Below are 21,188 nucleotides of genomic sequence, written 5' to 3'. Positions count from 1 at the left end.
ATACTCGCTCAGCGGCATCACCAGGAATCGGAGAAGCAAGCCCAGTCAAAGCCGGTGGACGAAGACCCGATCGGCCCTGAGCTCTACGGCACCTCAGTGATGCCTGAGGAAGGCCTCTGGACACGCAAAGGCTGGGCCGGAAGGGGATGACACGCCCGGGCCATACACACATTCTGGCCAATAACCCCACATTCTGGCCAATAACCCGGTCTGGTTAACGAAAAGACCCCCCACCCGATGTCGGGTGAGGGGTCCATGTCGGTAGCGGTGGCGGGGCTCGATCCCGCGACCTCACGATTATGAGTCGTGCGCTCTAACCAGCTGAGCTACACCGCCACGAATGAGAACGCCCGCGCCGCGCCGGAAGCGCCGCGCGGGCTCTCATTCAGAGCCCCAACCGGGAATCGATCCCGGGACCTCAGTCTTACCAAGACTGCGCTCTACCACTGAGCTATTGGGGCAACGGCATGAAACTCTACCACCAGCTCCCGTCGGGAGAAAATCGAGGCAGAGAGACGTCCGTCACAGGACCTTGGAGGGGTCCTGCTGAGTTTCAGCGCCAGCGGGGCTTGCGACGCTTGTCGCCCTTGTCCCCGCCGAAGCCGCCCTTGCGGTGCCCACCGCGCGGTCCCCGGTCGCCACGGTCGCCGCGGTCAGCACGGTCGCCGCGATCACCGCGGTCTCCACCGCGGGAGCCGGCGCCGGAGTCCTTCTCCAGGCGGATCAGCTCGCCGCCGATCCGGGTCTTGGACAGCGCCTCCCACTGCGCGCTGGAGAGGTGATCGGGCAGCTCCACCAGCGAGTGGGTGTTGCGGATGTCGATCCCGCCGATCTTCTTGGCGGGGATCTCCGCCTCGTTGGCGATGGCGCCCACGATGTGGCCCGGCGCGACGCCGTCGCGACGACCCAGCGCAATCCGGTACATGGCGTTGCCAGGACCGGCCTCGCGGGGAGCCCGCGGCCCACGCTCGGCACGCGGACCCCGCTCGGGGCGGTCGTCCCGCTCACGCCCGGCGCGCTCAGCCTCGCGGACCAGCTCGTCGGTGCCGTTCTCGTCCAGCAGCAGCGGACGCCCGTCGTGGACCATGGCCACCAGGGCGGCGGCCACGTCCTCGGCCGGGGTGTTCTGCTCGGCCACATAGGAGCTCACCAGCCCGCGATACTCCTCCAGGTCCTCGGAGGCCAGGGTCTGGGTGATCTTCTCGGAGAACCGCTGCAGGCGGGAGGCGTTGACATCGGCCACGGTGGGCATGGACATCGGCTCCACCTTCTGGCGGGTGGCCTTCTCGATGGCGCGCAGCAGGCGGCGCTCCCGCGGGGTCACGAACAGCACAGCCTCGCCGGAGCGTCCGGCGCGGCCGGTGCGGCCGATCCGGTGCACATAGGACTCGGTGTCCAGCGGGATGTCGTAGTTGAACACGTGGCTGATCCGCTCGACGTCGAGGCCGCGGGCCGCGACGTCGGTGGCCACCAGCACGTCCACACGGCCGGAGCGGAGGTTCTCCACCGTGGTCTCGCGCAGCTTCTGCGGGATGTCGCCGTTGATGGCGGCCGCGCGGAACCCACGGGCCCCCAACCGGTTGGCGACCTCCTCGGTGGCCGAGCGGGTGCGCACGAACACGATGGCGGCGTCGTGCGCCTCGGTCTCCATGATGCGGGTCAGCGCCTCCAGCTTGGAGGAGTGACGGACCTGCACATAGCGCTGACGGATCGTCGACGACGTCGAGGTGGTCGACTTGACCGAGACCTCCACCGGGTCATTCAGGTAGTCCTGGGAGATGCGGCGGATGGCCCGGGGCATGGTGGCCGAGAACAGCGCCACCTGCTTGTCCGCAGGGGTCTGCTCCAGGATCTGGTCGACCTCCTCGGCGAAGCCCATGCGCAGCATCTCGTCGGCCTCGTCCAGCACCAGGTGCTGCACCTCGGAGAGGTCCAGCGAGCCGCGGGAGAGATGGTCGATCACACGACCGGGCGTGCCGACCACGACGTGCGCACCCCGGCGCAGGCCCGCCAGCTGCGGGCCGTAGGGGGCGCCGCCGTAGATCGGCAGCACCGTGATGCCGTCGACGTCGGCCGCGTAGGTGGAGAAGGCCTCGGCCACCTGCAGGGCCAGCTCACGGGTGGGAGCCAGCACCAGGGTGGAGGGGGCGGCGCCCAGCTCGCCGGCGTCGGCGGCACGGGCCATGTGGGTCAGGGCCGGCAGCGCGAACGCGGCCGTCTTGCCGGTGCCGGTCTGGGCGAGGCCCACGACGTCGCGGCCCTCGTTCAGCAGCGGGATGGTCTGGGCCTGGATGGGTGAGGGGGTCTCGTAGCCGAGCCGCTCAGTGGCGGCCAGGACACGGGCGTCCAGGCCCAGATCCGCGAAGCGGGGGCCTTCCTGCTTCGGCTGTTCCTGCTTCGGCTGCTCCTGCTTCGGCTGCTCCTGCTTCGGCTGCTCCTGCGCGGGAGCATCCTGCGTGGCGGCATTCTCCGGAGTCTCTGCCGGGGTCTCCACAGCGACCTCAGCCGGGGTCTCCACAGCGACCTCAGCCGGGGTCTCCGTGGAGGTCTCTGCGTGAACCGTCTCTGCGTGAACCGTCTCTGCGTGCTCTGCGTCGGCAGCACCCTCGAAGGTCTCGGGGGCGTCCGTCGTCGTGATGGTGGGGGTGCTCATGGGTTGAGGCTCCTTCATCTGGTAGGCGGCCTCGAATCCCCGTACGCGGCCCTCTGCACACGGGCGTCAACCACCTCTGCTCGACAGTCATGTCAAGGGCAGGGCAGGGTGCACATGCTCTGATGGAGCGTGACGGGACGGGGACTCTGCGGCCACTGGTGGGCTCCGGAGTCGACCCGTGAAAACACACACGAACCTCGACAGCCTCTCGGGCGCCGAACCTGTCGGCGCGCACCGATCATCGGTGCAGAGATGCTGGAGTAGCAAGAGAAGACGGAATCTTCCGGAGAATGCTCTTCAAGTGTAGGGGACGCCGTCGCATTTTCCCCAATCAGGAGACCAACATCACGCTGAGCGACCCCGTCTGGCGCCGAGTTGGTCTGCCGTTGTGGGTACTCGATTCGATCGAATCGAGTACCCACAACGGCAGACCAACTCGCGGCGCAGGAGGACCGGCTCAGTCGTTCGGGCGGGCCGCCGTCGGGCCTTTGGCCAGGGCGATCTCCCGGATGGTGCGATCCGGGGCCTCCGCCGCAGCGATGACCTCCACCGGGTCGCCGGCCCGGACCTCTCCGGGGGTGACCACGCGGAAGTAGGTGCCAGGACGTCCGGCCCGCAGGAACCGCTTCACCCAGCCGGGCTGGTCCATCCAGCGCCCGAAGGTCGCACACGGGATCCTAGGCCGGGTGACCTCCAGGACGAGCCGGTCCCCCACCCGCCAGCGCTCACCCGGGAACGCGCCGTCGACGTCGAAATCCTCACCCGCGGACCCGGAGATCCGCAGATTCTCCCCGAAACTGCCGGGCGGGATGTCCCGGCCCAGCTGCTCGGCCCACCAGACGGCGTCGTCGGCCGCATAGGCGTAGACCGCCTTCTCCTCCCCGCCGTGGTGCTTCCGGTCCGCCTGCACGTCGCCGTGCAGGCCGAGGCTGCGCACCATCACGGGCCCGCTGACCGGACGCTTGTCGATGCCGGTGACCCCGACCGGACCGGGGTCGTCCCGAATCAGCTGGTCCACCACGCAGACGGCGTCGACAGTCCCGGTCAGGCCCAGACGCTGCGCGGCGGCGGCCAGACAGGTCGGAGAGGAGGCGTGGTCGAGGCTCATGGACGACAGTCTAAGCAGACCAGAGGTCCCACTCGGGAAGCCGGCTGTCGGCCCGGAGCACCCGGACAGTCAGTCCCCGAGCAGAGCCACAGGGACGACGGCGATTCCGTCTCGTCGACGAGCGGCACGTCTCCCCGTCGTCACCACCACCAGGTCCACGACGTCGTCGGGCGTCTTCTCCCGCCACGATGAGGTCTACCTCTTCACGCGCGTCATGCGACCGACGATGCGTCACCCGAGCGCCATGAGCCTCCGCAATGGCACGAACAGTGAGCGTCGCCAGCGCTTCGAACAGCTTGCCTGCCAGGTCGGCCGAAGCGGGAAGCCTCCGGTCGACGGACGGCGAGCCCCTGATCGGGGAGGTCTCGGTCGATCATCCGTGGGAGACAAGAGTCCAACTCCCGCCCGGGCAGGTGAGCCGGACGCTGGCGCAGACCCGGGAATCCACCTCAGACGATCTCCTGGCAGCAGTCCGTCACGGGGAGCCCCGACTCCCCATGCACATCCGTCTCCGAGCCGTCGATCATCTCGACCAGACTGACGGTCGACTCCGCGAGCCCTCTCTCGTGGAGACCCATCGGCCGCAGCCGGGCGTGAAGGATTCGTCCCGCTCCACTATGGACAGTCGAGCCGGCACGGAGCGCGGCGCTGCCGGCCAAGAGAAACGTGCACCACTGACGCTGCCTCAGGTGCACTTCTGCGACGCAGCATGCCTCCGCGATTCGGGCCCTTATGAGCGCGCATCTGCGCCGACAAGGGCCCGCACCGCGGAGGCATCTCCGAACGTGTCGGTTCAGAGTCCGGCGAGCGCGGCGTCCAGGTCGTCGATGAGATCGGCCACGTCCTCGATGCCCACCGAAAGGCGCAGCAGGTTCTCCGGCACGGCCAGCTCGGTGCCGCGTACCGAGGCGTGGGTCATCTCATGCGGGTAATTCATCAGGGACTCGATGCCGCCCAGAGACTCGGCGAGCACGAACAGCCGGGTGGCCTCGGCGACCTTCCGGGCCGCGGGCTCCCCGCCGGCCAGTTGGAAGGAGACCATGCCTCCGTAGCCGCTCATCTGCTTCGTCGCGAGCGCGTGGCCCGGGTGGTCCGGCAGACCCGGGTAGAGCACCCGCTCCACACCGGGGTGGCCCACCAGGTGTTCCGCCACGGCCTGGGCGTTGCTGCAGTGCCGGTCCATCCGGACCCCGAGGGTCTTCAGCCCCCGGGTGGTCAGGTAAGCGTCCAGCGGCCCGGAGACCGCGCCGACGGCGAACTGCTGGAAGGCGACCTTCTCGGCCAGGTCTGCCGCGGCGTCGTCGGAGCCCAGCACCACGGCACCGCCGACGACGTCGGAGTGCCCACCGATGTACTTGGTGGTGGAGTGCACCACGATGTCCGCACCGAGGGCCAGCGGCTGCTGCAGGTACGGGGTGGCGAACGTGTTGTCCACGACCAGCAGCGCCCCGCGTGCGTGGGCGATCTCAGCCAGGGCCGGGACGTCGACCACCGTCATCAGCGGGTTGGACGGGGTCTCCACCCACAGCAGGGTCGCGTCGTCGCCGTCGAGCTCGGCGGCGACCCGCTCGTGGTCGTTGAGGTCCAGCGGAGTGTTCGCAATGCCCCAGTCGCCATGGATGCGGCTGATCAGCCGGTAGCTGCCGCCGTAGGCGTCGTTGCCCATCACGATCCGCTGTCCCGGGCTCATCACGGCCCGGATGACGGCGTCCTCGGCGGCCAGCCCGGAGCCGAAGCTGAAGGCGTGCCCCCCGCCCTCGACGGCGGCCAGCTGGTTCTGCAGGGCCGTGCGGGTGGGGTTGCCGGCGCGGCCGTAGTCATAGCCGTTGCGCAGGTTCCCGATGCCGTCAGGCGCGAATGTGGTGGAGAAGTGGAGCGGCGGGACCACTGCGCCGAAGACCTCGTCGAGGTCCTGGCCGGCGTGGATCGCCTCGGTGGAGAATCCGCGAGTGCGGTGGGCGTCGTCGTGGTGGGTCATCGGTCCTCCTCAAGCACCGCTGAGGTGCGCCAACAGGTCGTTGCGGGTGAGCACGCCGACGATGTCGCCGTTCTCAGCCACCAGCAGGGTCGGGTTCTTCCGGAGCTTCGCCAGGATCTGCGGCACCGTCTCGGTGATGCCGACCAGAGGCAGGTCCGCACTGAGGTGCTGAGCCACCTCGTCTCGGGGGTCGGCGTGGCCCACGATGAGGTCCTCGGAGAGGCGCTCGACGTCGACGATGCCGTAGACCTCACCGATGCGGGCGACCCGCCCGGGCTGGTCGATGACGGGCACGATGTCGATCCCGTACCGGTTCATCACCGACACCGCCTCCCGCAGCGAGGTGGTCCGTGGGATGGAGATCACCTCGGGCAGCGCTTCGCCCACGGAGGTCCGCTTGGCGGCGAGCACGTCGGCGGCCGTGGTGGAGGCGGGGTCCTTCGCGCCGGTGCCGGGGGCAGGGGCGGCGTCGGCACCGATGATGCCCTCACGCACCGCCGTGCTGATCTCGTCCTGGCTGGCCACGCTGATCTCGGTGCCGGTGGAGGTGGACACCACCTCACCGAAGCCGTGGTCGATCATCCACTGGTCGTTGAAGATCTTGCCCAGGTAGCCGCGGCCGGAGTCCGGCAGCACCGCGACGACGACGTCGTCGGGCCCCAGATCGGCGGCGACCTTCAGCGCCGCGGCCACCGCGGTTCCGGAGGAGCCGCCCACGAGCAGGCCCTCCTCGGTGGCCAGCCGACGGGCCATGGCGAAGGACTCGGCGTCGGTGATGGCGTGCTTCTCATCGGGGACGGAGGCGTCGTAGTTCTGCACCCAGACGTCCTCGCCGACGCCTTCCACGAAGTACGGGCGGCCCTCGCCGCCGGAGTAGATGGAGCCGTCCGGGTCCGCGACGACCACGCGCACCGGCCCGGTCTCACGGTCCGCGGAGACCTCCTTGAGGTAGCGACCGGTGCCGGTGACGGTGCCGCCGGTTCCCGCGCCGACCACCAGGTGGGTGATGCGACCTTCGGTGTCCTCCCAGATCTCCGGTCCCGTCGTCTCATAGTGGGAGGCGGGCGCGGCGGGGTTGGAGAACTGGTCAGGCTTGTAGCCGCCGTCGATCTCGGCGGCGATCTGGTCGGAGATCCCGTAGTAGGACAGCAGCGACTCCGCGGGCACGCCGTTGGGGCCGACGACGACGTCGGCTCCGTAGGCACGCAGCACGTCGCGCTTCTCCTGGGCGACCTTCGGCACGGTGATGAAGACGCTGCGGTAGCCCTTCTGCTGGGCCACCAGGGCCAGGCCGACCCCGGTGTTGCCGGAGGTCGGTTCGACGACGACGCCGCCGGGCTTCAGCCTCCCGTCGGCCTCGGCCTCCTCGATCATCTTCAGCGCGATGCGGTCCTTGATGGACCCTCCGGGGTTCAGGTACTCCAGCTTCACCAGCACGGTGGCGGAGATCCCCTCTGTGATGCGGTTCAGCTTCACCAACGGGGTGCCGCCGATGAGGTCGACGACGGACTGGGCATATCTCATGAGGCCAGCCTACCGGCGCGGACCGACGCGTCTCCGGGGCCCCTCCCCTGGGGGACTCACGGCGCAACATGTCAGTCCGCTGTGCTTCCATGGACAGGTGACGCACCAGCCCCTGACCCAAGACTCGGCGCGGCCGTGGGCACCCGACGGCGAGGCGGTCGTCGACCTCGCGGGCCCGGTGGATCTGCCGCGCACCCTGGGGATCATCCAGCGGGGCTCCGGGGACCCGGCGTTCCGGGTGGATCCCGGCGTCTGGAGGGGTGGGGCCGCCGGCACTTCGGGCGCGGGGGCGTGGGCCTGCTTCAGGATGTGGTCTCCGCAGTCCTCCCGCGAACTGGGCCAGGTCCTGCTCCGGCTGGATCAGCTGGACGTCTCCCGGGTGCGCGCCGGCCTGTGGTGCGCCGGCGTCGAGGCATCCTCCGAGGAGCTCGCCACGGCAGCGCTGGATCGTGTGCCCGCGCTGCTGGGCGCTGAGGACGAGGGCTGGGAGGATTTCGACCTCCTGCTTGACGCCCTCGGCGACGACCAGTCGACCGCCCTGGCGCGGATCCGTCGCCGGCACCCCGGGGTCCGGCTGCCGGCCACCGGCCAGCTGCTGGACCAGCTGGTGACGGTGACCCTGGAGCAGAAGGTCACCCATGGCCAGGCCCGGCACGGCTGGCGTGAGCTGCTGCGCCGGCATGGAGAGCGCCCGCCCGGACCGGCGCCGGACTGGATGCGGCTGCCGTTGACCGGCGAACAGCTCCGCCGGATTCCGTCCTGGCGTTGGCATCAGATGTGGGTGCAGCCGCCGATGGCGGCCACGGTCCTGCGGATCGTCGAGCGTGCCTCCGCGCTGCATCGACTCGCGGCGTGCCCCGGCGATGCGGCATCGCTGGAGGACCTGCAGTCCCGGCTGACGGCGATCTCCGGCGTCGGGGTCTGGACCGTCGCAGAGACCCTGCAACGCACGCACGGCGCCGCCGACCTGCCCGCGGTCGGTGATTATCACCTGCCCGCCCTGGTGGGCGAGGCGCTGACCGGGAGCAGGACCGACGACGCCGGCATGCTGCGGATCCTCGAACCGTGGCGGGGCCACCGCCAGCGGGTGGTGCGGCTCATCCGGCTGAGCGGATACCGGCACCAGACGTTCGGACCCCGGCTCAGTCCTGCGGACCACCGGGGACGGTGACGGGGAAGGTCAGCCCTGCTGCTGGCCCTCGGCCTGGTCCTCGGCGATCTGCCGGTGGATCTCCTCCATGTCGAGGCCCTTCACCGCGGTGATGACCTCGTTGAGCTGCTCGGCATTGAGCGCGCCGGGCTGGGAGAACACCAGCACCTTCTCGCGGAAGGCCATGAGAGTGGGGATGGAGGTGATGCTCGCCGCGGCGGCCAGCTCCTGCTCCGCCTCGGTGTCGACCTTGGCGAAGGTCACGTCCGGGTGCTCCTCGGAGACCTGCTCGTAGATCGGAGCGAACTGCTTGCACGGGCCGCACCAGTCGGCCCAGAAGTCCACCAGGAGGATGTCATTGTCCTCCAGGGTCTTCTGGAACTCCTCGGCGGTGATGTCGGTGGTAGCCATGGCGGCCACGATACGCGACACCGGCGGCGCTGTCGGCCCCGCAGCAGTTGCCGGCGCCCGCTTAAGCCGCCGGCGAAAGGCCTGCGGTCTGCAGTCCTGTCGTGCGCAGTCCTGGCGTGTACCTCAGTCCACGCACCAGAGGACGGGCTCCTCGTCGCCCTCCTGTGCTTCCAGGCAGATCGCCGCCTCCTGGGCGAGGTCTCGCAGCGCCGGGTCCACCGGCAGCTCGAGGTGCAGCGTCTCCCCGGGTTCGAGGGTGTGGACCTCATCTTCCGGCCCCCACAGCCACACCGGCACCGCAGTGACCGTCCGCAGGGTGTCCGAATCGGACGGGACCCTCAGGCGCAGCTCGTCCCGAGCCGTGCTGACGAGCTCGAGCAGGTGGCGGTCCTGCGCGCCGTCCTCGATCTCCTCCCGTTCTGCGGCCTCGTGGCTGCGCCTCGGCAGCAGAGCACTGAACGGCCGCTCGGTCTCCGGTGGGAGCTCGATGCCGTTCTGCTCGGCGGCCCAGGCCATCCCGTCGAACGGCTCGGCCGCAGGGTCGGCCTCGGTGCAGGTCAGCTCGAGGGCCGCCTCGGAGCTGCGGATCACCACCTCCAGCAGCATCCCCGGCAGGGGGTAGTGGTCCTCGAAGGACGAGAACGCAGCTTCCTCAGCGTCGGTGACCTCCAGGCACAGGGTCTCCACGTGCGTGCCGACCGCGCTGACCGGAACGTCCTCCCCGGCGAGGACGCTCAGCACCGTGACCCGCGGCGCGTCGGCGTAGAGGATCTCTCCGCGCTCCCAGGGCAGGTCGAACGGACTCACGTGCAGAGTGACTCCGTCGACCGTGGGCGGGCCCGGATCCCGGGGAAAGATGACGTCTCGTGCGGAGGAGATCAGCACCACGTATCGGTCGTCGTCGGCGTCGGGCCGCAGCGTGAGGGTGACGTCCTCGGCCAGGCTCGCCTCTCCAGCGTTGACACGCAGGATCCGCCCGTCCTCCAGTTCCAGGTCGGCGACCGCGGCGTCACGGTCGTGGGTCTGCCGCAGATCGACGACGGCGGAACGGCCGGTCGGCTCGCCGAGCGGCACACAGCCAGCCAGCAGGACGGCCGTAGCCGTCCCCGTCAGTGCGAGGCGACTACGGCCCCACCTGCGTCCTCTCCCCCGGTGCCCCATGACACCAGTGTCCATGGTCCGGGGCCTCAAAGCACCGGAGACGCCCGAAGAGTTGTGAGACCCCAGGCACGAGAAAGGCCCGGACCGTGTGGTCCGGGCCTTTCCAGTGGGTGGCAGATGAGGGATTCGAACCCCCGTAGGCAATGCCAGCTGATTTACAGTCAGCCCCCTTTGGCCGCTCGGGTAATCTGCCGTGGTGCCGTCGTCGGCACCAGACAACTTTACCCAAGACCTCGCGATTTTTCGAATCGGTCGCTCCGGGACGTCCCCGTCCGCCTGTCACGACTTGCCAGTAGGCTGGCCCTGCCCCGTTGTTCACCCATGCCCAGAACCTAGGAGGCTTCGTGGCTGACGTCGAAGCCGAGTCATTGGCCCGCTCCCTGACCGAACGCAGCCCGGCCGGCATCGCCGAGCAGATCCGCGAACTCATCGCCGCCGGCGTGCTCACCGCCGGGATGCGCCTGCCCACCGTCCGCGACGTCGCCACCGAGATCGGAGTCAGCGTCGGCACGGTCGCCCAGGCCTGGGCGCTGCTGCGCGAAGGTGGGCTCGTGGAGACCCGACGCCGGGGCGGCACCCGCATCATCGAGGGCGCCGACCCCCTCGGTGGCGAGTTCGCCGGCTGGTCCGGTGTGGACCTGCTCTACTGCAGTCCTGACCCTCATCTGCTGCCGCCGCTGGACGAAGCTCTGGCCAAAGCTCTCAAGCAGCCCGGCATCAACGCCTGGGGACGGGAGCATATGCTTCCGGAGCTGCAGAAGGAGCTGCAGAAGCGGCTGACGGACCAGCCGCGGGAGTTCGTCACCGTCAGCTCCGGGACCGAGGCGCTGTGGCTGGCCACCCGCGCTGCGGCGGAGTCCGGGGACACCATCGCAGTGGAGGAGCCCACGTCCCCCGGCTACCTCTCCGTGCTGCAGTCCATGGGCCTGCGGGCGGTCGGGGTCCCGGTGGACGAGCAGGGTCCGGTCCCGGAGCGGCTCTCCGAGGCCCTCGAAGCCGGCGCGGTCGCGTTCGTGCACTCCCCCGGCGGTGCATTCTCAGATCGTCACACCCTCACCCCAGAGCGTGGGCTCGCCCTGGAGGCCGCCCTGGAGGCCGCCCCGGAGGTGCTGATCATCGAGGACGATCCGCTGGGACCGCTGGGCCCGGGGGCTGCCCCTTCCCTGGATGCGCTGTTCCCCGAACGGACCGTGCGGGTGCTCGGATTCGAGCGCGCGTTCGGCATGGATCTGCGCACCTCGGCCCTGGCCGGGTCCCGGGAGCTGGTCCAGCGCTGTGTGCGCCACCGGTCCGGAGGCGTGGCCTCGAACTCGCGGATCCTTCAGCATGCGCTGGTGCAGCTGCTGCGGGACCCGGTGGTCTCTCACCGTCTCACCTCCGCGCGGGGACACTATGCCACCCGCCGACGACTGGCCTTGGAGGCCTTCGAAGCCGCCGGACTGACCGCCCGCGCGGGCACCCACAGCTGGGCGGTGTGGGTGGAGGTCGCCGACGAGCGCGCTGCGGCCCTGGCGCTCAGCGGCCAGGGGGTGGTGGCCGACGTCGGCGCCGCCAGCCACGTCACGGAGCAGCCCACCGGCCTGCTCCGCTTCTCGGTGGCGCAGCTGCCGGAGGACGACGCCGTGCTGGCCGAGCTGGCGCAGCTGGTGCGTCGCGCCGCCGTCGGGGAGCTGGGCGAGGCGACGTTCGTCTGAGCCGCCTTCGCCGCCCTCGCCGCTCACCTCACCTCGCCGTCCGTGGACGTCGATAGACTCGACGTCGACGACGACCCCGAGCAACAGGAGGATCTATGGCCAAGGAATCCAGCTTCGACATCGTCTCCAAGGTGGACAAGCAGGAGGTCAGCAACGCCCTGAACCAGGCGCAGAAGGAGATCGCTCAGCGCTACGACTTCCGCGGCACCGGCGCGGAGATCGACTTCTCCGGGGAGAACATCCTCATCAAGGCCAACTCGGAGGAGCGGGCCAAGGCCGTGCAGGACGTGTTCGGCTCCAAGCTCATCAAGCGCGGCATCTCCCTGAAGTCCTTCGACGCCGGCGAGCCCTTCGCCTCCGGCAAGGAGTATCGGATCGAGGGAGCCATCAAGGAGGGCATCGACCAGCCCACCGCGAAGAAGATCACCAAGCAGATCCGGGACGAGGGCCCCAAGTCGGTCAAGGCCACCATCCAGGGCGATGAGCTGCGCGTGACCTCGAAGTCGCGTGACGACCTCCAGGAGGTCATCACGATGCTGAAGGACTTCGACGACGCCGCCCTGCAGTTCGTCAACATGCGCTGAGGATCCGACCACCTGGACTCAGTCGAGGACGAGCCCCCAGGCATCTCGCAGAAGCCCGCGCCCGGACTCCGTGAGCGTCAGCCCACGGCCGGCGCGGTGCTTCTGCACCCACTCGGCATCGAGGAAACGCGTGGCCACTGCTGCGCCGAGAGCTCCCGCCAGGTGGGACCGACGCACGGTCCAGTCCAGGCAGGCCCGCGTGGTGGGGCGCCTGCCCGCTTCTGCCGCGCAGACGTCGACGTCCAGGGCTGACAGTCCCTTCGCTCCGCGGTCAGTGAGTGCCAGCTGGTCCCCGGTCAGCCAACCGCGACGTCGCCATTCGTCGGTGAGCGCCACACCGAGCCGTCCCGCCAGATGGTCGTAGCACAATCGGGCCTCCGCCAGCCGTGCGGCCTCACGGCTGACGGCATAGCTCTGAACCTCTGTAGGTTCGCTGACCGCACCGAGGGCCTCCAATGCCTCTGCCACCTCCGGACCCGCAAGGGCGTACCAGCGACGCCTCCCCTGAGCCGTACAGGTGACCAGCCGGGTCTCCACCAGCACCGCCAGATGCTCCGATCCGGTGGAGGGACTCACCTTCGCCGCCCGAGCCAGCTCCCCCGCCGGACGGACGCTTCCGTCCATGAGCAGGTTCAGCATCCTCGCCCGCGCCGGCGCTGCCAACGCGGCCCCGATCCGCGCGAAGTCCCGGTCTCTCATCTCCACCACCGGCACCGCCCCGTCCCGTCCTGGCGCGTCCTGCTGCGCCTGGTCACCTGATTCCCTGCTCATCCTCCCGCAACGACGTTTCGGCCGTGGCCGCACCGATCGGCTCCTACGGTGGATCCATGAGTGCTACAGCCCACCATTATCAGACCCGACTCGCCTGGCCTGTCTCCCCGGAGGCGGGTTCCACCGGTCGAGGGCTCCGAGGCTACTCCCGGAATCATGAGGTGGTCACCGACGGAGTGGACGGCGCCCTGGCCTTGAGCGCGGACCCGGGCTTCCGTGGAGATCCGTCACGGCTCAACCCCGAGCAGCTGCTGGTGATGGCGGCGTCGTCCTGCCAGATGCTGAGCATGCTGGGGGCCGCTGCCCGTGCGGGGGTGGACATCCTCCGTTATCAGGACACCGCCACGAGTCGGCTGCTGCTGGGCGACGCCGCCCGCCTCGACACCATCCGGTTGGAGGTGACGGTCCAGGTCGCTGCAGGGACGGACGCATCCCGCGTCCGCGAGCTCGCGCAGGAGGCGCACGAGCGCTGCTACATCGCCAACAGTCTGGCGATCCCCGTCGAAGTGGATGTCACCGTGGTGGTCACCGCGGATCGGGGCTGAGCGGAGGATCGCCTCCGTCGTCGTCCGGCTCGGGCGGCGTCGAGCCATCCGCGCCGCCCGAGCCAGACCGCCCGCCGGCGTCTCCGCCCTGCCCGCGGACCTCGTGGAGGACCTCCTGAAAGAAGTCGCGGACCTCTTCCCAGCGGACGCGGGAATTCGCGAGGTGCTCCTCGAGGCGCTCGATCTCCTCATGCTGCAGGCGCCGCTGACGCTGCTCGGAGAGCTCTCGGCGCAGCTCGGCGACCGTGGACTCGGCCTCGCGGAGGATCTTCTCGAGCTCGGCCTCCAGCTCCGTGACGTTCTCGTCGTCCTCCGGACGATGCTCCTCGTGTTCAGCGCTCACGGCGTGGCCCCTTCTCTTCCCTGAGGCGCAGCGCGCCCGCGTTCTCAGCTCCCACTCTGGCCCAGCATGGGCTCCGGCACAACACGCGCCAGGGGCCGGACGGTGAACGGCGGGGGAACGCTCAGAAGATGACGGTGCCGAAGATCAGCACCAGCGGCAGGGCGACGAAGACGCCCAGGACCCAGACGGCGGCGTAGATCTTCTTCTCGGCCGCCAGGTTCGCCAACCAGGTGGCGCCCCGCGGCGGCAGCTCCCGCAGGAACGGCAGGCCGAAGATCACCAGGGTGGCCAGCACGTTGAAGCTCAGGTGCACCAGAGCGGCGATGAGCGCGTAGTGCGCCTCCACGCCAGTGAAGGCGAAGGCGGAGATCAGCGCGGTCACCGTGGTGCCGATGTTGGCGCCGATGGTGAACGGGTAGACCTGGCGCAGCGTGAACGCGCCGGAGCCGGCCAGCGGGACCATCAGGGCGGTGGAGGTGGAGGAGGACTGCACCATGACGGTCATCAGAGCGCCGGAGCCGATGCCGGTGATCGGGCCGCGGCCCATGGCCGCGTGGAAGACGGCCTTCGCCTTGCCGACCATCAGGACCTTGAGCATCCGGCCGATGAAGTTGATGACCATCAGGATCAGCGCCACGGCGACCACGATCATCACGATGCCGCGGACCGGATCCGGGATCCAGCTGACTGTGTACTGGATGCCGTCCGCCAGCGGCGTGGTGGCTGCTTTGACGACGTCGCCGATGCCGCCGAACACCGCGGCGAACAGGCCGCCGTCGCTGTCCGAGGCGTGGCCGGCGAAGAACGTGGCGATGCGCTCCAGCAGGCCGAAGGCCATCTCCAGGGGCAGGAAGATCAGCACCGCGATGAGGTTGAAGAAGTCATGGACGGTGGCGGCGGCGAATCCGCGGCGGAACTGCTCCTTGTCCCGGACCATGCCGAGGCTGACCAGCGTGTTGGTCAGCGTGGTGCCGATGTTCGCACCCAGGATGATCGGGATGGCCACCTGCAGCGGCAGACCGCCGGCGACGAGGCCGACGGTGACCGAGGTGGTGGTGGAGGAGGACTGGGTCAGCGCCGTGGCGGCCACACCGATCATCAAGCCGATGAGCGGGTTGGTGGCAAAGGCGAACAGCGTCTCCGCCTGGTCGCCCGTGGCGGCCTTGAAGCCGGAGCCGATGACATTGACGGCGGTGATGAGCACGTAGACGGCGGCCACGACGGCCAGCCAGTTGATGACGTCGAGTGCGCGGCCGGAGAATCCGAGGCGCTCGAACGGGCTGATGAGACGGGGCGTCTCCTCAGCGGCCTGCACTGCCGGGCGGCGGGCCTCGACAGACGGCATTGCGGTCATCCAGTCTCCTCCAGATGTGGGCTGCGCACAGCCCTGACTCACTGTCCTCATCCAGAGTGATCCCTCCCGACGACCAGAACCACACGTTAAGGTGAACGGAAGGTGAACAGTGGCGCACCGACCCTGTGAGTCCTCGCACAGACGTCCGCACAGACCTCCGCACAGCTGTCCGCCCTCAGCGTGCAGACAGCCACCCCAGGGCGCCGTGTCAGGCGGGATCAGTAGGATGGCGCCATGCACCATCACCATGGACGGCTCCGCACGGCAGGCCTGCTGGCCTTCCTGTTCGCCCTGCTCCTCTTCGTGGGCGCGATCGTCGCCTACTTCACCAATGCGCCGATCTTCCTGTTCATCTTCGCCGGAGTCGGCCTGGTCTCCGTGGCGATCAGCTACTGGAACTCGGACAAGATCGCACTGCGCGCCATGAAGGCCTACCCGGTGAGCCGGGAGCAGGCCCCCCAGCTCTACCAGATGGTGGAGGAGCTGGCCCACCGCGCCCAGCAGCCAGTGCCGCGCATCTACATCGCACCCAGCCCCACCCCGAACGCCTTCGCCACGGGCCGCAACCCTGAGAACGGCGTCGTGTGCTTCACCGAGGGCATTCTCAACCTGCTGACTCCGCGCGAGCTGCGCGGTGTGACCGGCCACGAGCTGATGCACGTCTACAACCGAGACATCCTGGTCTCCTCGGTGGCGGCGGCCGTGGCCGGCTTCCTGACCACCATCAGCCAGTACTTCATGTTCTTCGGCATGATGGGCGGCGGTCGCAGCAACAACCAGGGCGGCGGCAACCCACTGGTCCTGGTGGGCGGCCTGCTGGCCATGCTGCTGATGCCCATGGCGGCCAGCCTGATCCAGATGGCGATCAGCCGCACCCGCGAGTATGACGCCGACGCCGACGGCTCGGAGCTCAGCGGAGACCCGCTGGCGCTGGCCTCAGCCCTGCGCAAGCTCGACGGCGGCATCGCCCGTCAGCCGCTGCGCGAGGAGCCCAAGCACGACGCCCACGCGCACATGATGATCGCCAACCCCTTCGGACCGAAGGCGAAACAGATGTTCAGCACCCACCCGCCGATGGACGAGCGCATCGCCCGCCTGGAGCAGATGGCCGGCGGTCAGGCCCCGCAGGGCTGATCGGCCGGCGTCGGACAGCGGCCGGTCAGACCGTCGCCTGCACCGCACGGGAGATGCGCACCATCTCCTCGCGCGGGACCACCTTGACGCGCTCGCGCTCCACGGGGCCGGACGCAGTGGCCTCCTCACCGAGGCGGACCTCGTGCTCATCCAGCTGCAGCCATCCGTCCCAGGTGGTGAACTCGACACCACGGGACTCCAGCAGCTCCACCACAGCATCCTCCCGCGGGTCCTCGGCCACGGGCAGGTGGTGGACATCCTCGAGCAGGCAGCCGATGGTCTCCAGCGCATCACCCTTGGTGTGACCGATGAGCCCGACCGGCCCCCGCTTGATCCAGCCGGTGGCGTAGGTGCCGGGAATGTGTTCGCCGTCCTGCAGGACGCGGCCGGCCTCGTTGACGATGACGCCGCGGCGCTCGTCGAAGGGCACGCCGTCCACAGGGGAGCCGAAGTAGCCGACGGCCCGGTAGACCGCGTGACACTCGTAGTCCAGGAACTCTCCGGTGCCGCGGACGCCGCCGGCGCCGTCGAGCTCCATGCGTTCGAAGCGGACCCCGGCCACCTTCCCGGCCTGGTCGCCGGTGCCTTCGAGGATCTCCACCGGCTGGTGCAGGAAGTGCATGTGCAGCCGGCGTGACGCCTCCTCGGTGCGTTCCTCCTGCTCCACCAGCCAGTTCGCCAGGGTGTTGACCATGGTCTTGACCTGGTTGTTGGACTTGATGGCCTCGTCCGAGGCCTCGTCGAACTCGAAGTCCTGCTCGTCCAGGACGATGTCGACGTCGCGGCTGTGGGCCAGCTCGCGCAGCTCCAGCGGGGTGAACTTCACCTGGGCCGGCCCACGGCGCCCGAAGATGTGGACGTCGGTGACGGGCGAGGACGCCAGCCCCTGGTAGACGTTGTCCGGGATCTCTGTGCTGAGCATGTCCGTGGCGTGCTTGGACAGCACCCGGGCCACGTCCAGGGCCACATTGCCGTTGCCGATGACGGCGACCTTCTCCGCCTCCAACGGCCACTGCCTCGGGTAGTCGGGGTGGCCGTCGTACCAGGAGACGAAGTCCGCGGCGCCGAAGGACCCCTCGAGCTCGATGCCGGGGATCGCCAGCCCGGCGTCCTTGATGGCCCCGGTGGCGAAGATGACGGCGTCGTAATGGCGCCGCAGGTCCTCCAGGGTGATGTCGGTGCCGACGTCGACATTGCCGAACAGACGGATGTCTCCACGGTCCATGACCTTGTGCAGAGCCTTGATGATGCCCTTGATGCGCGGGTGGTCCGGGGCCACGCCGTAGCGGATCAGCCCGAAGGGCGCCGGGTAGCGGTCGAAGAGGTCGATGCTGAACTCGATGTCGCTCTTCTTCTGGGACTTCGACAGGATGTCCGCCGCGTAGACGCCGGCGGGGCCGGAGCCGATGATGGCCACACGGAGGGGCCGCTGGCGAGGATTCTCAGACACGGACGACTTCCTTTCGGCGCGAATACCACAGAACAGTATGCCGTATTGGTCAACGCCACCCCTCCCCCCGGCTGTTCCCGACAGGCGCGAACTCCGCCCATCATGAGGGAACTCACACCATCAGCAGCAGCATCTCTGGCCAGGTGCACGAAAAGTGCACTACAGTGCACTGCATGGATGTGACCCAGGCCCTCGGCGAGCGCGTGCGCTCCGCCCGCCTCCGCCGCGGCTGGACCTTGGACCGGCTGGCGGAAGCGGCCGGCGTCTCCCGCCGCATGGCGGTCAACATCGAACAGGGCACCACCAACCCCACGCTGGCCACGCTGCTGAAGCTCAGTGAGGCGCTCGGCACCGGACTGCCGGCGCTGGTGGAGCCCCCGCGCCGACCCCTGCAGGTCACCCGGTCCGGGGAGGGATCCACGCTCTGGAAGGGCGAGCACGGCGGACGCGGCGTGCTGGTGGCCTCCTCGGACCGCCCCGACGTCGTCGAACTCTGGGACTGGACGCTGCGCCCCGGAGAGTCCCACCGCAGCGCACCGCATCTGCCTGACACCCGGGAACTGCTGCATGTGATCTCCGGGGAGCTGACTGTGGAGGTCGACGACGACGCCGTCACCCTCGCCCCCGGCGACTCCCTCACCTTCCCCGGAGACGCCCCGCACGCCTACCGATGCACCGGCGCGGATCCGACGCGCTTCTCCCTGACCGTCCACGAACCCCGCAGCGAAGGACCCTCATGACAGCACTGACCCAGACCGACCTCGACCGGTTCCTGGCCGGAGCCCGCATCACCGACCCGGTCATGGCGCTGCGCCCCGACTACCGGGCCCTGCTGCTGGCCGTGGACCGGGTCGACGCCGGCGAGTGCGACGCCGCCAGCGAGGACCTGCTGCGCCGCGCCGAGGCCTCCGCCGCCGAGGAGCTCACCTCCCGGCCCGTCACCGAGGTGCCGCATGTGGCCGCCTGGCGGGAGGCCTACCGGGCCTTCGGTGCCAAGCCCAAGAAGGTCCGCAGCAGCCTGGAGGCGCTGATGCGCCGCGCCGCCTCCGACGGACTGCCGCGGATCAACCGGCTGACCGACGTCTACAACGCCGTCTCGGTGCTCCACCAGGTGCCTGTGGGCGGAGAGGACCTGCACCGCTACCAGGGCTCACCCGTGCTGACCCGGGCCGCCGGGGACGAACCCTTCGACACCACCGCCGGCGGAGAGCCGCTCATCGACCACCCGGAGGCCGGCGAGGCCATCTGGCGCGACGACGTGGGGGTGACCTGCCGGCGGTGGAACTGGCGTCAGGGCCGCCGCACCGCGCTGACGACGTCGACCTCCGCCGCCCTGTTCATCTTCGACGCCCTCGAGCCGATGGACGACGACGCCCTGCACGCCGCCGCCGACGTCCTGGTGGAGCACCTGGGCGCCGGAGCCTCTGCCCGCCGCCTCCTGCCGGGAGACTGAGCCATGCCTGCCCCGACCGCCGCAGAGATCTTCTCCGGCCTCTCCGCCTTCCCGCTGACGCCATTCCGCAGAGCCGCCGACGGAACGGACACCGTCGACCTCGACGCCGTGTCCTCCCTGGTGGCACGCTGCGCGTCCGCCGGAGCCCAGAGCATCACCGTGCTGGGCTCCACGGGCTCCTACGCCTACCTGGACCGCACCGAACGGCGGGACGTGCTGGAGGCCGCCGTCGCCGCGTCCCCCGGGAGCCCCGTGCTGGCCGGTGTGGGAGCGCTGCGCACCTCGGCGGTGCTGGAGCATGTGCGCGACGCCGAGGCCGCCGGCGCGGACGGCCTGCTGCTGGCCCCGGTCAGCTACCAGCCGCTCTCCGAGGACGAGGTCGTCGGGCTCTTCGACGACGTGTGCCGCCGTACGGAGCTTCCCGTGGCGCTCTATGACAATCCCCGCACCACCGGATTCCGCTTCACCCCCGAGCTCTACGGGCGCATCGCCGCGCTGCCCCAGCTGGCGGCGGTGAAGATCCCGCCGTTGCCGGAGGACCCCGCCCAGGCCCGCGACGTCGTCGCCGCAGTCCGCACGGAGGTCCCCGACGACGTCGCCCTCGGCATCTCCGGCGATCCCTCGGCCCTCCGGGGGCTCACCTCCGGCTGCGCGGCCTGGTTCTCCGTGATCGGCGGGGTGCTGCCCGGGGCCGCCCGTCGGCTGGTGGAGCGCCGGGACGACACCGAGCTGACCCCGCTGTGGCCGCTGATGGCCACCCATGGCAGCCTGCGCGTGGCCGCCGCGGCCGCCGAACATCTGGGACTGGCGCCCCGGGACTGCCTGCCCCGGCCGCTCCGAGGGCTGGACGAGGACGCCCGTGCCCACGTGGCCGACGCGCTGGAGACCGTGCAGCCCTGACCGTCCAGCCCTGATGACCGTCCAGCCCTGACCGCCCAGTAGACTGGCGCGCATGGCGGAGATGCTGCTCGAGAAGTTCAAGGCCCTGGTCCCGAAGTACCTCGATGAGAAGTGGACCCCGCAGGAGGGCTACTCCGCCGAGGAGCTGGGCGACGCCCTCGCGGAGGCGGAGCTGCCCGACGGCGTCCGACTGCCGCTGGTGCTCGAAGAGTTCTACCGGGCGCTGGGCCGCTGCGAGGAGCTCATGGAGGCCCATCACTTCTTCTTCGACCCGGACGAGCTCGAGGTCGAGGACGGGCACCTGCTGTTCCTGGAGGACGAGGACGAACGCTGGGTGTGGGGCATCCCCGTGGACATCCTGGACGTCCCGGACCCGCTGATCCGGCGTCGCAGCAACAAGCAGAAGCACTGGAACGATGAGGACGCCACCGTGGGCGAGTTCATCCTGGACCTGCTCGAGTTCTCCTTCGAGGAGGACTGATGCCGCTGTGGAGCTCACACGCCCCGGACGACTATCCGTGCCCGTTCTGCGGCCTGGCCCGCGGTGACGTCAGCGACCCGACGAACCGCTGCGAGCTGAGCGACCTCGTCTTCCAGGACGAGGAGCTGCTGGTGTTCATGGCCTGCGACGGGTTCGGCCCGCACGAGGGTCACGCGATGATCTCCCCGGTGGCCCACCGGGAGACGCTCTACGACCTCGACGACCACCTGCTGGCGCGCATCGGGGCCATGTCCCGGGACCTCGCTCTGGCGATGAAGCTCGCCTGGAACCCGGAGGGCACCTCCGTGCGGCAGCACAACGAGCCGGCCGGCAACCAGCACGTGTGGCACTATCACCTGCACGTCTTCCCGCGGTACAGCGATGACATGCTCTACCGGCAGGTCCGTCATCCCGTGGCCGTGGAGGTGCGGGCCCAGAAGGCCCGGCAGCTGGCGGCCGCGCTGGAGCAGATCCTGGCCGGGGCCAGGCACTGA

The 21,188-nt window shown here is 69.6% G+C and carries 20 protein-coding genes and 3 tRNA genes; 10 read left to right on the top strand and 13 right to left on the bottom strand.

All coding sequences use genetic code 11. The annotated features are described in order from the left end of the window. Window positions 1-262 precede the first annotated feature (262 nt). From ABD658_RS06255 to ABD658_RS06230, 6 genes are all read right to left on the bottom strand, one after another. Window positions 263-336: transfer RNA gene (locus ABD658_RS06255), tRNA-Met, on the bottom strand. Between the two features lie 53 nt (window positions 337-389). Next, window positions 390-461: transfer RNA gene (locus tag ABD658_RS06250), tRNA-Thr, on the bottom strand. Between the two features lie 92 nt (window positions 462-553). Beyond that, a complete protein-coding gene (locus tag ABD658_RS06245) occupies window positions 554-2,653 on the bottom strand; it encodes a DEAD/DEAH box helicase (RefSeq protein WP_344681924.1) in 2,100 nt (699 codons plus the stop codon). 457 nt (window positions 2,654-3,110) lie between these two features. Then, the gene (locus ABD658_RS06240) at window positions 3,111-3,761 is read right to left on the bottom strand and encodes an MOSC domain-containing protein (RefSeq protein WP_344681926.1); all 651 of its coding nucleotides are present in this window, start codon (window positions 3,759-3,761) and stop codon (window positions 3,111-3,113) included. A gap of 793 nt (window positions 3,762-4,554) precedes the next feature. Further along, window positions 4,555-5,739 (bottom strand): cystathionine gamma-synthase, encoded by a 1,185-nt coding sequence (locus tag ABD658_RS06235; protein ID WP_344681928.1) that lies wholly within the window; start codon window positions 5,737-5,739, stop codon window positions 4,555-4,557. Between the two features lie 9 nt (window positions 5,740-5,748). Continuing rightward, entirely contained in the window at window positions 5,749-7,263 is a 1,515-nt protein-coding gene (locus tag ABD658_RS06230; RefSeq protein ID WP_344681930.1) for a pyridoxal-phosphate dependent enzyme, read from the bottom strand. 97 nt (window positions 7,264-7,360) lie between these two features. Here ABD658_RS06230 and ABD658_RS06225 point away from each other — a divergent pair, with 97 nt between their 5' ends. After that, on the top strand, window positions 7,361-8,434 hold the full coding sequence (locus ABD658_RS06225; protein WP_344681932.1) for a DNA-3-methyladenine glycosylase family protein: 1,074 nt from the start codon (window positions 7,361-7,363) through the stop codon (window positions 8,432-8,434). A gap of 9 nt (window positions 8,435-8,443) precedes the next feature. Here ABD658_RS06225 and trxA read toward each other — a convergent pair whose 3' ends face one another. The 3 genes from trxA to ABD658_RS06210 all read right to left on the bottom strand — a co-directional run bounded on the left by trxA (window position 8,444) and on the right by ABD658_RS06210 (window position 10,178). Further along, window positions 8,444-8,824 carry a thioredoxin gene (gene trxA / locus ABD658_RS06220; protein ID WP_070161199.1) on the bottom strand — a complete coding sequence of 127 codons (381 nt, stop codon included), beginning with the start codon at window positions 8,822-8,824 and terminating at the stop codon, window positions 8,444-8,446. A 123-nt stretch (window positions 8,825-8,947) separates the two neighbouring features. Beyond that, window positions 8,948-9,898, bottom strand: coding sequence for a hypothetical protein (locus ABD658_RS06215; RefSeq protein WP_344681934.1), 951 nt, complete (start codon window positions 9,896-9,898; stop codon window positions 8,948-8,950). A 198-nt stretch (window positions 9,899-10,096) separates the two neighbouring features. Next, window positions 10,097-10,178: transfer RNA gene (locus ABD658_RS06210), tRNA-Tyr, on the bottom strand. 151 nt (window positions 10,179-10,329) lie between these two features. Here ABD658_RS06210 and ABD658_RS06205 point away from each other — a divergent pair. Together ABD658_RS06205 and ABD658_RS06200 are read left to right on the top strand one after the other, a co-directional pair. Then, window positions 10,330-11,679 (top strand): aminotransferase-like domain-containing protein, encoded by a 1,350-nt coding sequence (locus ABD658_RS06205; protein ID WP_344681936.1) that lies wholly within the window; start codon window positions 10,330-10,332, stop codon window positions 11,677-11,679. Window positions 11,680-11,774: 95 nt separating this feature from the next. Then, window positions 11,775-12,263, top strand: coding sequence for a YajQ family cyclic di-GMP-binding protein (locus ABD658_RS06200; protein WP_070158358.1), 489 nt, complete (start codon window positions 11,775-11,777; stop codon window positions 12,261-12,263). Between the two features lie 18 nt (window positions 12,264-12,281). Here ABD658_RS06200 and ABD658_RS06195 read toward each other — a convergent pair whose 3' ends face one another. Then, on the bottom strand, window positions 12,282-13,034 hold the full coding sequence (locus tag ABD658_RS06195; protein WP_344681938.1) for an ArsR/SmtB family transcription factor: 753 nt from the start codon (window positions 13,032-13,034) through the stop codon (window positions 12,282-12,284). Between the two features lie 56 nt (window positions 13,035-13,090). Here ABD658_RS06195 and ABD658_RS06190 point away from each other — a divergent pair, with 56 nt between their 5' ends. Next, window positions 13,091-13,579: an OsmC family protein gene (locus tag ABD658_RS06190; protein ID WP_344681940.1), complete on the top strand. Its 489-nt coding sequence runs from the start codon at window positions 13,091-13,093 to the stop codon at window positions 13,577-13,579. Here ABD658_RS06190 and ABD658_RS06185 read toward each other — a convergent pair. Continuing rightward, the gene (locus ABD658_RS06185) at window positions 13,560-13,922 is read right to left on the bottom strand and encodes a hypothetical protein (RefSeq protein ID WP_344681942.1); all 363 of its coding nucleotides are present in this window, start codon (window positions 13,920-13,922) and stop codon (window positions 13,560-13,562) included. The genes ABD658_RS06190 and ABD658_RS06185 overlap by 20 nt on opposite strands. 121 nt (window positions 13,923-14,043) lie before the next feature. After that, window positions 14,044-15,276, bottom strand: coding sequence for a Na/Pi symporter (locus tag ABD658_RS06180; protein ID WP_139827772.1), 1,233 nt, complete (start codon window positions 15,274-15,276; stop codon window positions 14,044-14,046). 234 nt (window positions 15,277-15,510) lie between these two features. On the opposite strand from ABD658_RS06180, the gene ABD658_RS06175 reads away from it, so the two are divergent. Beyond that, window positions 15,511-16,410 carry a M48 family metalloprotease gene (locus ABD658_RS06175; RefSeq protein WP_311024560.1) on the top strand — a complete coding sequence of 300 codons (900 nt, stop codon included), beginning with the start codon at window positions 15,511-15,513 and terminating at the stop codon, window positions 16,408-16,410. Window positions 16,411-16,435: 25 nt separating this feature from the next. Here ABD658_RS06175 and ABD658_RS06170 read toward each other — a convergent pair whose 3' ends face one another. Next, window positions 16,436-17,860 (bottom strand): FAD-dependent oxidoreductase, encoded by a 1,425-nt coding sequence (locus ABD658_RS06170; protein ID WP_344744092.1) that lies wholly within the window; start codon window positions 17,858-17,860, stop codon window positions 16,436-16,438. A 173-nt stretch (window positions 17,861-18,033) separates the two neighbouring features. On the opposite strand from ABD658_RS06170, the gene ABD658_RS06165 reads away from it, so the two are divergent. The 5 genes from ABD658_RS06165 to ABD658_RS06145 are packed head-to-tail and all read left to right on the top strand — an operon-like array spanning window position 18,034 to window position 21,188. After that, window positions 18,034-18,600: a helix-turn-helix domain-containing protein gene (locus ABD658_RS06165; protein WP_344681958.1), complete on the top strand. Its 567-nt coding sequence runs from the start codon at window positions 18,034-18,036 to the stop codon at window positions 18,598-18,600. Further along, on the top strand, window positions 18,597-19,313 hold the full coding sequence (locus ABD658_RS06160; RefSeq protein ID WP_344681960.1) for a B3/B4 domain-containing protein: 717 nt from the start codon (window positions 18,597-18,599) through the stop codon (window positions 19,311-19,313). The genes ABD658_RS06165 and ABD658_RS06160 overlap by 4 nt, the downstream gene beginning before the upstream one ends. A gap of 3 nt (window positions 19,314-19,316) precedes the next feature. After that, complete coding sequence (locus ABD658_RS06155) at window positions 19,317-20,213, top strand: dihydrodipicolinate synthase family protein (protein ID WP_344681962.1); 897 nt, start codon at window positions 19,317-19,319, stop codon at window positions 20,211-20,213. 52 nt (window positions 20,214-20,265) lie between these two features. Next, complete coding sequence (locus ABD658_RS06150) at window positions 20,266-20,694, top strand: hypothetical protein (protein WP_070158351.1); 429 nt, start codon at window positions 20,266-20,268, stop codon at window positions 20,692-20,694. After that, window positions 20,694-21,188, top strand: a complete 495-nt coding sequence (locus tag ABD658_RS06145) for an HIT family protein (protein WP_344681964.1) — start codon at window positions 20,694-20,696, stop codon at window positions 21,186-21,188. The genes ABD658_RS06150 and ABD658_RS06145 overlap by 1 nt, the downstream gene beginning before the upstream one ends.

Origin of the sequence: Nesterenkonia aethiopica (assembly GCF_039534665.1) — a bacterium.
Lineage (GTDB): Bacteria > Actinomycetota > Actinomycetes > Actinomycetales > Micrococcaceae > Nesterenkonia > Nesterenkonia aethiopica.
This window is presented reverse-complemented; position numbering and strand designations above follow the sequence as displayed.